The sequence below is a fragment of the Streptomyces sp. NPDC001508 genome (genome assembly GCF_040298665.1).
In the GTDB taxonomy this organism is placed as follows: domain Bacteria; phylum Actinomycetota; class Actinomycetes; order Streptomycetales; family Streptomycetaceae; genus Streptomyces.
On the sequence record NZ_JBEPAP010000007.1, the window covers coordinates 160,330 to 175,549 of the forward strand.

Below are 15,220 nucleotides of genomic sequence, written 5' to 3' on the forward strand. Positions count from 1 at the left end.
GCAAGCCCCGCGCGGCCCGCGCGGGAGGACACCTCTCGGCGGTCCCAGGGGCAAGGCCGGCCCTCCGCGGGCCCGCCCGCCGGAGCGCTCCCGTCGGCGTTCCGCGCCGCGGAACGCGTCGCGCCGTGCCGCGTAGGCTTCCGGCATGACCGACCCCGTGACCCTGTGGCGTGCGCACACCGGCTCAGCCGTGCTGCTCGACGGCTTCCACGCCCTCAAGCACGCCCTCCGCTTCGGGGCCGAGGTCCCGGTGGCCGTCACCACCGACCGAGTGGCGGCGCTGGCCCTGGCCAAGGAGCTGGCCCCGGACGTACGGGATGCGCTGGACGTCCTGCTGGCCGAGGTGCCGGAGCCGGCGTACGCGTCCCTGGTGGCGCGGCCGCATCCGACCGCCGTCGCCGCCCTGGCCGTACGGCCGTCCCGGGAAGCCGGTCTGCGGGTGCTCGCCCGCACGCCCCGGCAGGCTCCCGTCGTGGTGCTCGACAACCCGCGCAACCTGGGCAACGCCGGGGCCGTGATCCGGCTCGCCGCCGGTTTCGGGGCCACCGGGGTCGTCACCACCGGCACGCTCGACCCCTGGCATCCCACGGTCGTGCGCGGCGGGGCGGGCCTGCACTTCGCGACCGTGGTGGAGCGGCTGGCCGTCGAGGAGCTGCCGCCCGGACCGCTGTTCGCCCTCGACCCCGAGGGCGAGGACATCCGGGGCACGAAGCTGCCGGACGACGCCGTGCTGGCCTTCGGCTCGGAGCGCAGCGGGCTGTCCGCCGCGGTGCGCGCGCGTGCCGACCACCTGCTGGCGCTGCCGATGCGCCCCCAGGTCTCCAGCTACAACCTCGCGACCAGTGTGGCGATGACGCTGTACCACTGGAGCGCCACCGGGGGCGCGCCCTAGTGGCCTCCGGCCTCCCGGCGTACCTCCACCATCCGGAAGCGGTTCGCGACGAACGCCCCGTCGCACAGGGCCGCGTTGGCCGCCGGGTTGCCGCCCGAGCCGTGGAAGTCCGAGAAGGCGGCGGTCTGGTTGACGTACACCCCGCCGGTGAGGTTGAAGGACAGCTGGGCGGCCTCCTCCAGGCAGACCTCCTGGACGGCCTCCTCGACCCGTGGGTCGGTCGTGTACGCGCCGACGGTCATCGCGCCCTTCTCATGGATCGTGCGGCGCAGCAGCTCGACCGCGTCGGCCGGCGAGTCGACGGCGACGGCGAAGGAGACCGGCCCGAAGCACTCGCTCATGTAGGCGGCCTCGGCGTCCGGCTTGGCGCCGTCCAGTTTGACGATCACCGGTGTGCGGACGACCGCGTTCGGAAAGTCCGGGTTGGTGATCTCGCGTGAGGCCAGGGCGACCTCGCCGAGGCCGGCGGCGGCCTCCAGGCGGGCCTTGACGTCCGGGTTGACGATGGCGCCGAGCAGGCCGTTGGCGCGCGCGTCGTCCCCGAGCAGGCCGTCGATCGCGCGGGCGAGATCGGCGACCACCTCGTCGAAGGTCTTGGGGCCCTCGTCGGTGCGGATGCCGTCCCGGGGGATGAGCAGGTTCTGCGGGGTGGTGCACATCTGGCCGCTGTACAGGGACAGCGAGAAGGCCAGGTTGGACAGCATCCGCTTGTAGGCGTCGGTCGACTCCACGATGACCGTGTTGACGCCCGCCTTCTCCGTGTAGACCTGCGCCTGGCGGGCGTTGGCCTCCAGCCAGTCGCCGAAGGAGGTGGAGCCCGTGTAGTCGATGATCCTGATCTCCGGGCGGGTGGCCAGGGTCTTCGCGATGCCCTCGCCGGGCCGCTCGGCGGCCAGTGCCACCAGGTTCGCGTCGAAGCCCGCCTGAGCCAGCACGTCGCGGGCGACCCGCACGGTGAGCGCGAGCGGCAGCACCGCGCGCGGGTGCGGCTTCACCAGGACCGCGTTGCCAGTGGCGAGGGAGGCGAACAGGCCCGGGTAGCCGTTCCAGGTGGGGAAGGTGTTGCAGCCGATGACCAGCGCGATTCCGCGCGGGACCGCGGTGAACCGCTTGGTCAGCTCCAGCGGGTCGCGCTTGCCCTGGGGCTTGCTCCACTGTGCCGTGCCGGGTGTGCGGATCTGTTCCGCGTACGCGTACGCCACCGCCTCCAGGCCGCGGTCCTGGGCGTGCGGGCCGCCCGCCTGGAACGCCATCATGAACGCCTGGCCGCTGGTGTGCATCACCGCGTGCGCGAACTCGTGCGTCCGGTCGCTGATGCGCTGGATGATCTCCAGACAGACCGCGGCCCGCGTCTCGGGGCCCGCGTCCCGCCAGGCGCGCTGACCGGCCTTCATCGCGGGCAGCAGCGTGTCGAGGTCGGCGTGCGGGTAGGTCACGCCCAACTCGATGCCGTACGGCGAGACTTCCCCGCCGACCCAGTCGTCGGTGCCGGGCTGGCCGAGGTCCAGGCGGGTGCCGCGGACGGCGTCGAAGGCGGCCTTGCCCGCGGCGGCGTCGAGGCTGCCGTCCTGCCCGTACGCCTTGGGGTGCTCGGGGTGGGGGGACCAGTACGCGCGCGTGCGGATCGCCTCCAGCGCCTGGTCGAGGGTGGGCCGGTGCTTGGCGATCAGTGCGTGCTCGGTCGGTTGGGCGGCCATGCGGGACCAACTCCTCGTCTCAAGAACTCGTCGTCGAGCTATTGACCTGTGCGGAAACGTGGGCGGGGGCGCTCGGTCAGAGTTAGAGTAACCGAACGATCGGTCGGTACAAGAGGGTCCGCCGCATCTGTGGACAACGTCGTGCGGGAGGATCACGCCCATGACAGCACTCGACCTCAGCAGTCCCGTGGCCGTCGTCGGCACCGGCACCATGGGCCAGGGCATCGCCCAGGTCGCGCTGGTCGCGGGCCACCCCGTCAGGTTGTACGACGCGGCCCCCGGGCGCGCCGGGGAAGCGGCCGCGGCGATCGGCGCCCGTCTCGACCGGCTCGTGGCCAAGGACCGGCTGACCGGGGCCGACCGGGACGCGGCCCGCGCCCGCCTCCTGCCCGCCGATGACATCGCCCCACTCGCCGACTGCGCGCTGGTCGTGGAGGCCGTGCTGGAGCAGTTGGACGTCAAGCAGGACCTGTTCCGCGAGCTGGAGGGCGTCGTCGCCGACGACTGTCTGCTCGCCACCAACACCTCGTCCCTGTCGGTGACGGCCGTCGCCGGCGCCCTGCGCAACCCGGGGCGTTGCGTGGGCCTTCACTTCTTCAACCCGGCGCCGCTGCTGCCGCTGGTCGAGGTCGTCTCCGGGTTCGCCACCGACGTCACCTCGGCCACGCGCGCGTACGAGACCGCCCGCGCCTGGGGCAAGACGCCGGTGGCCTGCGCGGACACCCCGGGTTTCATCGTGAACCGGATAGCCAGGCCCTTCTACGCCGAGGCCTTCGCGGTCCATGAGGCACAGGCCGCCGACCCCGCCACCATCGACGCCGTCCTGCGCGAGTGCGGCGGCTTCCGGATGGGCGCCTTCGAACTGACCGACCTCATCGGCCAGGACGTCAACGAGTCGGTCACGCACTCCGTGTGGCGGTCGTTCTTCCAGGATGTGCGCTTCGCGCCCTCGTTGGCCCAGCGCCGGCTCGTCGAGTCCGGCCGGCTCGGCCGCAAGGCGGGGCACGGCTGGTACGACTACGCCGAGGACGCCGAGCGCCCCGAGCCGCACACCGCCGAGCCGCGGCAGGCGCCCGCGTACGTCGTCGCCGAGGGCGACCTGGGCCCTGCGGCCGACCTGGTCACCCTGATCCGCGAGGCGGGCATCCAGGTCCGCCAGGAGGAAGAGGACCACGGCAGTCGCCTGGTGCTGCCCGGCGGCGGTCAGCTGGCCCTCGCCGACGGCCAGACCTCGGTGGAGTTCCGCGACGTCGTCTACTTCGACCTCGCGCTCGACTACCGAAGGGCCACCCGCGTCGCGCTGTCCGCATCCCAGGACACCTCCCCGCAGACCCTCGCCGAGGCCATCGGCCTCTTCCAGGCGCTCGGCAAGGACGTCAGCGTCATCGGTGACGTGCCAGGCATGATCGTCGCCCGCGCGGTGGCGCGGATCATCGACCTGGCGCACGACGCCGTGGCCAAGGGCGTAGCCACCGAGGAGGACATCGACACCGCGATGCGCCTGGGCGTCAACTACCCCCTCGGTCCCTTCGAATGGAGCCGCAGGCTCGGCCGCAGCTGGGCCTACGACCTGCTGGACGACCTGCACCTGCGCGACCCCTCCGGCCGCTACGCGCCGTCCCTCGCGCTCTACCGCCACGCGTACGCCACCGGCAAGCGGGAGGGCGGCACCTCATGACCACCACCAGGCGCGACACATACACCCCCGAGACGCTGCTCTCGGTGGCCGTCCAGGTGTTCAACGAGCGCGGCTACGACGGCACGTCGATGGAGCACCTGTCCAAGGCGGCCGGTATCTCCAAGTCGTCCATCTACCACCATGTCGCCGGCAAGGAGGAGCTGCTGCGCCGCGCGGTCAGCCGGGCGCTGGACGGGCTCTTCGGCATCCTGGACGAGGAGCACGCGCGCGTGGGGCGGGCCGCGGACCGCCTGGAGTACGTCGTGCGGCGCATGGTCGAGGTCCTCATAGCCGAGCTGCCCTATGTGACGCTGCTGCTGCGGGTGCGCGGCAACACCGCCACCGAGCGCTGGGCCCTGGACCGGCGCCGCGACTTCGACCACCGGGTGGCCGAACTGCTGAAGAACGCCGCCGCCGAGGGCGACGTGCGCGAGGACGTGGAGGTGCGGCTCGCGACGCGGCTGGTCTTCGGGATGATCAACTCGATCGCGGAGTGGTACCGGCCCGACGGGCGCGGCACCACGGAGCGTGACGTGGCCGACGCGGTGGTGCGCCTGGTGTTCTCCGGGCTGCGCCGGGGCTGACGTCAGCCGTTCGGCTCCAGGTCCTCCTCCTCGAACACCAGCAGCGTGCGCGTGCTGAGCACCTCCGGGATCGCCTGGAGCCGGGTGAGCACCAGCTCGCGCAGGGCCCTGTTGTCCGGCGTGTGCACCAGGAGCAGCACGTCGAAGTCGCCGCCCACCAGCGCGATGTGGGAGGCGCCTGGCAGCTCCCGCAGCTGCTCGCGCACGGTGCGCCACGAGTTCTGCACGATCTTCAGGGTGATGTACGCCGAGGTGCCCTGACCCGCGCGTTCGTGGTCGACGCGGGCCCCGAAGCCACGGATGACGCCGTCCTCGACAAGACGGTTGATACGGGCGTAGGCGTTGGCGCGGGAGACATGGACGCGCTCGGCGACGGACCGTATGGACGCGCGGCCGTCCGACTGGAGGATCTGGAGGATTCCCTGATCAATGGCGTCCAGCGGGCGCGGAGACGGCAGTACGGCACCGGCCTCCGGGCCCTCGGCCATTTGTTCAGGTGCCATGTCCTTCTGCCTCCCCAGCATGGACGTAGTGCGTTCATTTGAAGCTGTGGAGAACCGTTTGTCCACAGCCTGGAGGGGCCTGTAGCCAAAATGTGCCGACGACCGAACAATCGGTAGGTGAGGCGGGTCACAGCCGACACGCCTCCATAGCCGCTTCCACCAGGAGGTGCCGTCATGACGGTCATGGAGCAGCGGGGCGCGTACCGGCCATCGCCGCCGCCCGCCTGGCAGCCCCGTACGGACCCCGCGCCGCTGCTGCCCGACGCCGAGCCCTACCGCGTCCTCGGCACCGACGCGGCCACGAAGGCCGACCCCGAACTGCTCCTGCGGCTCTACGCCCAGCTGGTGCGCGGCCGTCGCTACAACACCCAGGCCACCGCCCTCACCAAGCAGGGCCGGCTCGCGGTCTACCCCTCCAGCACCGGCCAGGAGGCCTGCGAGGTCGCCGCTGCGCTGGTCCTTCAGGACCGTGACTGGCTCTTTCCCAGCTATCGCGACACCCTCGCCGTCGTCGCCCGCGGTGTCGACCCCGTCGAAGCACTCACCCTGCTGCGCGGCGACTGGCACACCGGCTACGACCCGTACCAGCATCGCGTGGCCCCGCTGAGCACCCCGCTCGCCACCCAGCTGCCACACGCCGTCGGCCTCGCCCACGCCGCCCGCCTCAAGGGCGACGACGTGGTCGCGCTCGCCATGGTCGGCGACGGCGGCACCAGCGAGGGCGACTTCCACGAGGCCCTGAACTTCGCCGCCGTCTGGCAGGCACCGGTCGTCTTCCTGGTCCAGAACAACGGCTTCGCCATCTCCGTACCGCTCGCCAAGCAGACCGCCGCACCCTCCCTGGCCCACAAGGCCGTCGGCTACGGCATGCCGGGCCGACTGGTCGACGGCAACGACGCCGCCGCCATGCACGAGGTCCTGGCCGACGCCGTACGGCACGCGCGCGAGGGCGGCGGCCCGACGCTCGTCGAGGCGGTCACCTACCGCATGGACGCCCACACCAACGCCGACGACGCGACCCGCTACCGCACCGACGCCGATCTCGCGGCCTGGCGCGACCACGACCCCGTGCTGCTGCTGGAACGGGAGCTGGCCGGCCGCGGACTGCTCGGCGAGGACGCGGTCACGGCCGCCCGCGAGGACGCCGAGGCGTTGGCCGCGCAGCTGCGCGAGCGCATGAACCGGGACGCCGCACCGGACCCCATGGACCTGTTTGCCCACGTCTACGCCGAACCCACCCCGCAACTGCGCGAACAGCAGGCCATGCTGCGGGCAGAGCTTGAGGCCGGGCCAGAAGGCGGCGAGCGATGACCACCGTCGCCGTCAAGCCCGCCACCATGGCGCAGGCACTCACGCGCGCGTTGCGCGACGCGCTGGCCACCGACCCGTCGGTGCACGTCATGGGCGAGGACGTCGGCGCGCTCGGCGGCGTCTTCCGGGTCACCGACGGGCTCGCCCGGGAGTTCGGCGAGGACCGCTGCACCGACACCCCGCTGGCCGAGGCCGGCATCCTCGGCACGGCCGTCGGCATGGCGATGTACGGGCTGCGCCCGGTCGTGGAGATGCAGTTCGACGCGTTCGCCTACCCGGCGTTCGAGCAACTGGTCAGCCATGTGGCCCGGATGCGCAACCGCACCCGCGGGGCGATGCCCCTGCCGATCACCGTCCGCATCCCCTACGGCGGCGGCATCGGCGGTGTCGAGCACCACAGCGACTCCTCCGAGGCGTACTACATGGCGACTCCGGGGCTCCATGTCGTCACGCCCGCGACCGTCGCCGACGCCTACGGTCTGCTGCGCGCCGCCATCGCCTGCGACGATCCGGTCGTCTTCCTCGAACCCAAACGGCTGTACTGGGCCAAGGACACCTGGAACCCCGAACACCCGACGGCCGTCGAACCGATCGGCCGCGCGGTGGTGCGGCGCCCGGGCCGTAGCGCCACACTCATCACGTACGGGCCGTCCGTGCCGGTCTGTCTGGAGGCCGCCGAGGCGGCACGGGCGGAGGGCTGGGACCTCGAAGTCGTGGACCTGCGCTCCCTGGCGCCGTTCGACGACGAGACGGTCTGTGCGTCGGTCCGGCGGACCGGGCGTGCGGTCGTGGTGCACGAGTCGGGCGGGTACGGCGGACCGGGCGGGGAGATCGCGGCCCGCGTCACGGAGCGGTGCTTCCACCATCTGGAGGCGCCGGTGCTGCGCGTGGCCGGGTTCGACATCCCCTATCCGCCGCCGATGCTGGAGCGGCACCATCTGCCCGGTGTCGACCGGATCCTGGACGCGGTGGCGCGGTTGCAGTGGGAGGCCGAGGGCTGATGGCTCAGGTGCTGGAGTTCAAGCTCCCCGACCTCGGGGAGGGGCTGACCGAGGCGGAGATCGTCCGCTGGCTGGTCGAAGTCGGCGATGTGGTCGCCGTCGACCAGCCGGTCGTCGAGGTCGAGACGGCCAAGGCGATGGTCGAGGTGCCGTGCCCGTACGGCGGTGTGGTCACGGCCCGCTTCGGCGAGGAGGGCGCCGAACTGCCCGTGGGGGCGCCGCTGCTGACGGTCGCGGTGGGCCCGGGCTCCTCGGACGTCGAGCCCGAGGGATCGGGCAACGTGCTGGTCGGCTACGGCACGGGGGCGCCCCCGGCGCGCCGGCGCCGGGTACGGCCGGCGCCCGGCGGGTCCGCGGCGGCGCGGAATGAGGCGGCGCGCGGACCGGCGGGCGCCCCGCCGGACCTCTCCGCGGCGAACGGCACCCCGGCACAAGGTCTGCCCCAGGCACAGGATCCGGGCTCGGCACAGGATCCGGCGCCGGGTCCGGCTCAGGCGGACAGTCCGGCCCCGGCCGCGGCCCCGGCGCAGGGTCCGACGCCGGCCCCAGCCCGGCCTCAGGGCCCGGCCCGGGATCAGAGTCCGGCCACGGGAGTCGGTCCGGTGGCGCCCGGCGCCGTTCCCGGGGGCGGCGGCCCGGCCGCGGCTCGCCTTGGCGGAACCGCGCGGGCCGCCGAGGGCCCCGTACCCGTGATCTCCCCCCTGGTTCGCAGACTCGCCCGGGAGGGCGGCGTGGATCTGCGGCGGCTGACCGGCTCAGGACCCGACGGGCTGATCCTGCGCGCGGACGTCGAGCGGGCGCTCCGGGCCGCCACGACGGCCGACGGACGCACCGCGGCCATGCCCACCGCCGGACCCTCCGTGTCCGCCGGACCCTCCGTGTCCGCCGGACCCTCCGTGTCCGCCGGAACCGCCGCGCCCGCCGCCGGAACCGCCGGACCCGCGGCCGGAACCCCCATGCCCGCCGGACCTGCCGCCGGAACCGCCGGGGCACCGGGCACGTCGGCCGCCGTACCGGCCGCCACGCTCCCCTCGGCGGGCCGACCGGCTCCCGCACCGGCCGCCACGGCCGTCCGCATCCCCCTCAAGGGCGTCCGCGGCGCCGTCGCCGACAAGCTCTCCCGCAGCCGCCGGGAGATCCCGGACGCCACCTGCTGGGTGGACGCCGACGCCACCGAACTCCTGACCGCGCGGGCGGCGGTCAACGCGGCGGGCGGCCCGAAGGTCTCCCTGCTCGCGCTCCTCGCCCGGATCTGCACCGCCGCCCTGGCCCGGTTCCCCGAGCTGAACTCCACCGTCGACACCGAGGCCCGGGAGATCGTCCGGCTCGACCGCGTCCACCTCGGGTTCGCCGCACAGACCGAGCGCGGACTGGTCGTACCCGTCGTACGCGACGCACAGGAGCGGGACGCCGAGGGGCTGACCGCGGAGTTCGCCCGGCTGACCGAGGCCGCCCGGTCCGGCACGCTGACCCCCGGGGAACTCACCGGCGGCACCTTCACGTTGAACAACTACGGAGTGTTCGGCGTCGACGGCTCCACCCCGATCATCAACCACCCCGAGGCGGCCATGCTCGGCGTCGGCCGTATCGCCGCCAAGCCCTGGGTGCACCAGGGCGAGCTGGCGGTGCGGCAGGTCGTCCAGCTCTCGCTCACCTTCGACCACCGGGTCTGCGACGGCGGCACCGCGGGCGGCTTCCTGCGCCAGGTGGCGGACTGCGTCGAGCAGCCGGTGCTGCTGCTGCGGACGCTGTGACCGGGCGGGCGGCCACCGGGGGCCCCGGGCGCCCCCGGAGGCCACGACCGACCCCATCGGTTCCCTCGGATCAGTCGGCACGCATACTCGGGGGGTGACCGAGAACGCCCCCACCGCCGGGACGACCGAGCCGTACGACGCCGTCGTCCTCGCTGGCGGTGCCGCCCGGCGGCTCGGCGGGATCGACAAGCCCGGCCTGCGGGTCGGCGGGCGCCCCCTGCTCGACCGGGTGCTCGCCGCCTGCGCCACGGCCCGTACGACCGTCGTCGTGGCCGACCCCCGACCCACCGGGCGCCCGGTGCGCTGGGCGCGCGAGGAGCCCGCCGGCGCCGGACCGGTCGCCGCGCTCGACGCCGGGCTGCGGCACACCGACGCGGAGTACGCGGTCGTCCTCTCCGCCGACCTGCCGTTTATCGAAGTCACCACGGTGAGCGGGCTGTTGACGGCCCTGCGCAGCACCGGCGTCGAGGGCGCGCTGCTCACCGACGCGGACGGCCGTGACCAGCCGCTCGTGGCCGCGTACCGCACGGCCGCGCTGCGCCGCGAACTGACGGCGCTCGGCGATGCCCAGGGTGGTCTCGCCGGGCTGCCGCTGCGCCGGCTCACCGGCGCGCTCGACCTCACCCGCGTCCCGGACCCGCTCGCGTCCTTCGACTGCGACACCTGGGACGACATCGCCACGGCCAGGGCACGGATCAGGGAGCATGGGCACGTGTTGGATGAATGGATCTCCGCAGTCAAGGACGAGCTGGGCATCGACCTGGACGTCGACACCGGCGTCCTGCTCGACCTCGCCCGCGACGCCGCCCACGGGGTGGCCCGCCCCGCCGCGCCGCTGACCACTTTCCTCGTCGGCTATGCCGCCGCACAGGGCAAGGGCGGACCCGAGGCGGTCGCCGACGCCGCCCGCAGGGCCGCCGCGCTGGCGCTGCGCTGGGAGGAAGAGAACGACGCCGCACGGACCGGGGACACGGGCCCCGCCGACCGGCCCGATCCGGGCCCCGACGCCGGATGACCGCCCCTGGCATCCGGGCCGACGGGCCCGCCGAGGACACCGACGACCTCGACGTCGAGGAGGCGCTCGCCCTCGTGAGGGAGCACAGGCAGCACGGAGAGCCCGGCGGCGACCGCGGCTCCACCCCCGCGGGCCGGGCGCCCGCGCCGACGGGCGGGCACCGGGGCACCCCCTGGCCCCGCGCCCGGGAGATCGCCGCCCGCGCCGCCCGGTCCGGCGCCCGCAGCGCCCCGGTCTCCGCGCCACTCGGCGACGCCCTCGGCCTGGTCCTCGCCGTCCCTCTCGACGCGCTCACCGACCTGCCCTCCTTCGACACCTCCGCGATGGACGGCTGGGCGGTCGCCGGGCCTGGCCCCTGGTCGGTCCGGGACGAGGGCGTTCTGGCCGGCCAGGCACAGCCCGAGCCGTTGACGGACGGCGAGGCCGTGCGCATCGCGACCGGCGCCCGCATCCCGGCCGACACCACCGCGGTCCTGCGCTCCGAGCACGGCCGCACGGATCCCCAGGGGCGGCTGTACGCCACACACGAGGTCGGCCACGGCCAGGACATCCGGCCGCGCGGCCAGGAGTGCCGCACCGGCGACCAGTTGCTGCCCGTCGGCACCCTGGTCACCCCCGCGGTCCTGGGCCTGGCGGCCGCAGCCGGATACGACGCGGTCACCGTCGTCCCCCGCCCCCGCGTCGAAGTGTTCGTCCTCGGTGATGAGTTGCTGACCAAGGGACCGCCGCACGAGGGCCTGATCCGCGACGCGCTCGGCCCGATGCTGCCGCCCTGGCTGCGTGCGCTCGGCGCCGAGGTCATCGCACTGCGGCGGCTCGGGGACGACGCCGACGCCCTGCGCAAGGCCCTCACCCTGTCCGACGCGGATCTCATCGTCACCACCGGCGGCACCGCGGCCGGCCCGGTCGACCATCTCCACCCCACCCTGGAGCGGATCGGCGCCGAACTCCTCGTCGATGGGGTCAAGGTGCGCCCCGGCCATCCCATGCTGCTGGCCCGCACCAAGGAGAACCAGCACGTCGTCGGTCTTCCCGGAAACCCGCTCGCGGCCGTCTCCGGCCTGCTCACGCTTGCCGAGCCCCTGCTGCGCACCCTGGCCGTCCACCCCGCCCCCGAGCCCTATGCGATGCCCCTGTGGGAGGCGGTGCAGGGGCATCCGCACGACACCCGGCTGGTCCCCGTCACGGTGCGCGGTGACCGTGCCATGCCGCTGCACTACAACGGTCCGGCGATGCTGCGCGGTATCGCCGCCGCCGACGCGCTCGCGATCGTGCCGCCGGGCGGGGCGCGGCAGGGCCAGGACACGGAACTGCTCGACCTGCCATGGGCGTCCGCCGGGATCGGGGCGTGTTTCACGTGAAACTTCCCGGCCACGACGCGATAGCCCGCCAGGCGGACGAGCATCTGGTCACCCATCGGGTGAAACTCCCGAGGAAGGTGGTCGAGCGCCCGATCCGCCAGGTCGTCAAGCGGCTGGTCATGGCCCTGGTGGTGCTGGTCGTGACCGCGCTGATCGTCTATGCCGACCGTGACGGCTACACCGACAACTCGGACGGTTCCGTCGACCTCCTCGACGCCTTCTACTACGCCACGGTCACCCTCTCCACCACCGGTTACGGTGACATCACCCCGGTCAGTGACGGCGCTCGGCTGACCAATATCTTCGTCATCACACCGCTGCGCGTCCTGTTCCTGATCATCCTGGTGGGCACCACGCTGGAGGTCCTGACCGAACGCACCCGGGAGGAATGGCGTCTGAACCGCTGGAGGGCCACCTTGCGTGACCACACCGTCGTCATCGGCTTCGGCACGAAGGGGCGGTCGGCGATTCAGACCGTCGTCGCGACCGGCCTGAAGAAGGAGCAGGTCGTCGTGGTCGACCCGAGTTCCAAGGTGGTCGACGCGGCGACCGCCGAGGGGTACGCGGGGATCGTCGGCGACGCCACGCGCAGCGATGTGCTCAAGCGGGCCGAGGTGCACAAGGCCCGGCAGATCATCATCGCCCCGCAGCGTGACGACACATCCGTGCTCGTCACGCTGACGGCCCGGCAGCTCAACCGCGGCGCGAAGATCGTGGCCGCGGTGCGCGAGGAGGAGAACGCGCCGCTGATCAAGCAGTCCGGTGCGGACGCCGTCATCACCAGCGCCAGCGCGGCCGGCCGGCTGCTCGGTCTGTCCGTGCTCAGCCCGGCCGCGGGCATGGTCATGGAGGATCTGATCCAACAGGGCAGCGGGCTCGACCTCATCGAGCGCCCGGTAGTCAAGGCCGAGGTCGGCAAGACCCCGCGGCAGACGGACGACCTGGTGGTGAGCGTCGTACGCGGGCACCGGGTGCTCGGCTACGACGATGCGTCCGTCGGCACGCTTCAGTTGACCGACCGTCTGATCACGATCGTGCGGGCGACGCCGGCGGCGCAGATCGCCCCCGACATCCGCCCGATGCCCCGCGCCTGAGCCGGGGGCCGGCCGAGCGGTGCCTAGCGCCGGTTGTACAGCCGCATCGTGATCGGGCCGGAGACCGGACGGCTGCGTGCTCATACGGTCCTTCCGCTTCTGCGGGCTTGGGATAGGTATGGGAAGACCTTTACCTTCGCAAGAACTCATCTGCGGACCCACCGAAACCCTCCCGGACCCCACGCACCCCGCGTCCGGGACCGCGCTCGCGGCCGAGGAGTAGCGTCCGGGGCATGCATGCGATCACGATTACCGAACCTGGTGGGCCCGAGGCGCTGGTGTGGCACGAGGTGCCGGATCCGGCGCCGCCCGGCGAGGGCGAAGTGCTGGTCGAGGTGGTGGCCGGTGCCGTCAACCGCGCCGACATCCTGCAACGGCAGGGCTTCTACAACCCGCCGCCGGGCGCATCCCCCTACCCCGGCCTGGAGTGCTCCGGCAGGATCGCCGCGCTCGGACCCGGGGTCTCCGGCTGGGCCGTCGGCGACGAGGTGTGCGCGCTGCTGGCGGGCGGCGGCTACGCGCAGCGGGTCGTCGTCCCGGCGGGACAACTGCTGCCGGTTCCTGAGGGCATCGACCTCAGGCAGGCCGCCGCGCTGCCCGAGGTGGTGTGCACGGTCTGGTCCAACGTCTTCATGATCGCCCACCTGCGCCCGGGCGAGACGCTGCTCGTGCACGGCGGGTCCAGCGGTATCGGCACGATGGCGATCCAGCTGGCCAAGGCGGCCGGTGCGAAGGTCGCCGTCACCGCGGGCAGCAAGGAGAAGCTGGAGCGCTGCGCCGAGCTGGGCGCGGACATCCTGATCAACTACCGGGAGCAGGACTTCGTCGCCGAACTCGATCAGGCCACGGGTGGCACGGGTGCGGACGTCATCCTCGACAACATGGGCGCCAAGTACCTGGACCGCAACGTCCGGGCGCTCGCCGTCAACGGGCGGCTCGCGGTGATCGGTCTGCAGGGCGGTGCCAAGGGCGAGCTGAACCTCGGCGCGCTGCTGAGCAAGCGGGCCGCGATCAGCGCGACCTCGCTGCGGGCCCGGCCGCTCGCCGAGAAGGCGGCCGTCGTGGCGGCCGTACGCGAGCACGTGTGGCCGCTGGTCGCCTCGGGCCGGGTACGTCCGGTCGTCGACCGCGAGCTGCCGATGCCGGAGGCGGCCGAGGCCCACCGGGTGGTGGAGGCGAGCGGCCACATCGGAAAGGTCCTCCTGATCACACCGTGACAGCACCAGCCACGCCGCCGCCCCTGAAAGGGACACGGCGAACGGCGCGATCTGCCACCGTGCTGCGGCACTCGAAGGACTCGGGGCGCCCCCGCTGGGGGCGCGGGGAACGGCGCGGTCTGCTACAGCGCTGCGGCACTTGAAGGATGGGGGGCGCCCCCTGAAAGGGACGCGGCGAATGGCGCGGTCTGCTATAGCGCTGCGGCACTCGATGGACGCGGGGTGCCCCCGGTCGGGGACGCCGCGAACGGCTGGGGCGCGGGGAACGGCGCGATCTGCTACAGCGCTGCGGCACTTGAAGGATGAGGGACGCCCCCGGTCGAAGACGCGGCGAACGGCGCGGTCTGGCCGTCGTGCTGTGGTACTCGAAGGGCCGGGGACGCCCCCGCTGGGGCGTGTTCAGGTGCGGCGTAGGCGTAGAGCCACGAAGGCGAGGGCAAGGCCCAGGCCGATGAGGACCAGGCCGCTGCCCAGCGGCAGGAGCCGCAGCGTGGGCTCGGAGGCGTTCGCCCGGCCGTGGGCGGCGTCCGCGGTCGGCGGGGTCGCCGAGGGGGCGAGGCCGGCCTGCTGGGTGGATTCGGAGGCGGTGGGAGCCGCGTCGTCGTAGGCGTCGTCACGGTCGTCGTGGCCGTCGTGGCCGTCGTGGTGGCGCCCCCGTCGGCCGGAGTCCGGCGAGGTCCCGTCGTCGCCGTCGTCGCCCGCGCCGTGCTCCCTGTCCGCCTCGTGCTCCGGCTCGTGCTCGGCGTCGTCCCTGTCGTCCACGCCTTCGGTGTGCGCCGCGGGACCGTCATGCCGCCCCGGTCGGCCGCCGGCCCGAGACGCTTCGGCGGAGGCCGAGGGGCCGGGAGTGTCCGGGGACGTGGCCTCGGGGGCGTACGCGGTGGCCGTGCCGCACGGCACGAGGACCGCCGCCAGCACAAGCAGCAGCCGTAGAAGACGGAATGTGGAACGCAGCCATGGAGTCACGTCGGTGACCTCCCGGAGCCCGGTCGCCAAGATCGACACAACTCAGCCTCACATAGGTCAATACACCCGGCATTCCGGACTCCGCCAACAGGTCTACACGCCGGATCCGGCGCACTGGGGGGCGCCACCGTGGTGAGGTGCGGGCGT

13 protein-coding genes are annotated in these 15,220 nt (G+C 73.3%); 10 read left to right on the top strand and 3 right to left on the bottom strand.

From position 1 onward, the window contains the following. Nucleotides 1-145: 145 nt before the first annotated feature. A complete protein-coding gene (locus ABT245_RS09880) occupies nucleotides 146-892 on the top strand; it encodes a TrmH family RNA methyltransferase (protein WP_351731081.1) in 747 nt (248 codons plus the stop codon). Here ABT245_RS09880 and paaN read toward each other — a convergent pair. Next, a complete protein-coding gene (gene paaN, locus ABT245_RS09885) occupies nucleotides 889-2,589 on the bottom strand; it encodes a phenylacetic acid degradation protein PaaN (protein ID WP_351731084.1) in 1,701 nt (566 codons plus the stop codon). The two genes, ABT245_RS09880 and paaN, sit on opposite strands and share 4 nt — an antisense overlap. A gap of 160 nt (nucleotides 2,590-2,749) precedes the next feature. Here paaN and ABT245_RS09890 point away from each other — a divergent pair, with 160 nt between their 5' ends. After that, complete coding sequence (locus ABT245_RS09890) at nucleotides 2,750-4,267, top strand: 3-hydroxyacyl-CoA dehydrogenase (RefSeq protein ID WP_351731087.1); 1,518 nt, start codon at nucleotides 2,750-2,752, stop codon at nucleotides 4,265-4,267. Next, a complete protein-coding gene (locus tag ABT245_RS09895; RefSeq protein WP_351731090.1) occupies nucleotides 4,264-4,851 on the top strand; it encodes a TetR/AcrR family transcriptional regulator in 588 nt (195 codons plus the stop codon). The genes ABT245_RS09890 and ABT245_RS09895 overlap by 4 nt, the downstream gene beginning before the upstream one ends. 2 nt (nucleotides 4,852-4,853) lie before the next feature. Here ABT245_RS09895 and ABT245_RS09900 read toward each other — a convergent pair whose 3' ends face one another. Then, nucleotides 4,854-5,354 carry an Lrp/AsnC family transcriptional regulator gene (locus tag ABT245_RS09900; RefSeq protein WP_502982096.1) on the bottom strand — a complete coding sequence of 167 codons (501 nt, stop codon included), beginning with the start codon at nucleotides 5,352-5,354 and terminating at the stop codon, nucleotides 4,854-4,856. Between the two features lie 174 nt (nucleotides 5,355-5,528). Here ABT245_RS09900 and pdhA point away from each other — a divergent pair, with 174 nt between their 5' ends. The 7 genes from pdhA (at nucleotide 5,529) to ABT245_RS09935 (ending at nucleotide 14,107) form a co-directional block, all read left to right on the top strand. Then, a complete protein-coding gene (gene pdhA / locus ABT245_RS09905) occupies nucleotides 5,529-6,665 on the top strand; it encodes a pyruvate dehydrogenase (acetyl-transferring) E1 component subunit alpha (protein WP_351731094.1) in 1,137 nt (378 codons plus the stop codon). Then, the gene (locus ABT245_RS09910) at nucleotides 6,662-7,666 is read left to right on the top strand and encodes an alpha-ketoacid dehydrogenase subunit beta (RefSeq protein WP_351731097.1); all 1,005 of its coding nucleotides are present in this window, start codon (nucleotides 6,662-6,664) and stop codon (nucleotides 7,664-7,666) included. Before pdhA ends, ABT245_RS09910 begins: the two co-directional genes overlap by 4 nt. Beyond that, the gene (locus ABT245_RS09915) at nucleotides 7,666-9,420 is read left to right on the top strand and encodes a dihydrolipoamide acetyltransferase family protein (protein WP_351731100.1); all 1,755 of its coding nucleotides are present in this window, start codon (nucleotides 7,666-7,668) and stop codon (nucleotides 9,418-9,420) included. Before ABT245_RS09910 ends, ABT245_RS09915 begins: the two co-directional genes overlap by 1 nt. A gap of 94 nt (nucleotides 9,421-9,514) precedes the next feature. Beyond that, a complete protein-coding gene (locus ABT245_RS46030) occupies nucleotides 9,515-10,435 on the top strand; it encodes an NTP transferase domain-containing protein (protein ID WP_502982097.1) in 921 nt (306 codons plus the stop codon). Further along, entirely contained in the window at nucleotides 10,432-11,796 is a 1,365-nt protein-coding gene (locus ABT245_RS09925; protein WP_502982098.1) for a molybdopterin molybdotransferase MoeA, read from the top strand. The genes ABT245_RS46030 and ABT245_RS09925 overlap by 4 nt, the downstream gene beginning before the upstream one ends. Further along, the gene (locus ABT245_RS09930; protein ID WP_351731260.1) at nucleotides 11,793-12,890 is read left to right on the top strand and encodes a potassium channel family protein; all 1,098 of its coding nucleotides are present in this window, start codon (nucleotides 11,793-11,795) and stop codon (nucleotides 12,888-12,890) included. The genes ABT245_RS09925 and ABT245_RS09930 overlap by 4 nt, the downstream gene beginning before the upstream one ends. Before the next feature lie 233 nt (nucleotides 12,891-13,123). Then, nucleotides 13,124-14,107 (top strand): NAD(P)H-quinone oxidoreductase, encoded by a 984-nt coding sequence (locus ABT245_RS09935; protein WP_351731103.1) that lies wholly within the window; start codon nucleotides 13,124-13,126, stop codon nucleotides 14,105-14,107. Nucleotides 14,108-14,506: 399 nt separating this feature from the next. Here the strand turns inward: ABT245_RS09935 and ABT245_RS09940 are convergent, their stop codons facing one another. Beyond that, nucleotides 14,507-15,103, bottom strand: coding sequence for a hypothetical protein (locus tag ABT245_RS09940; protein ID WP_351731106.1), 597 nt, complete (start codon nucleotides 15,101-15,103; stop codon nucleotides 14,507-14,509). Nucleotides 15,104-15,220 lie beyond the last annotated feature (117 nt).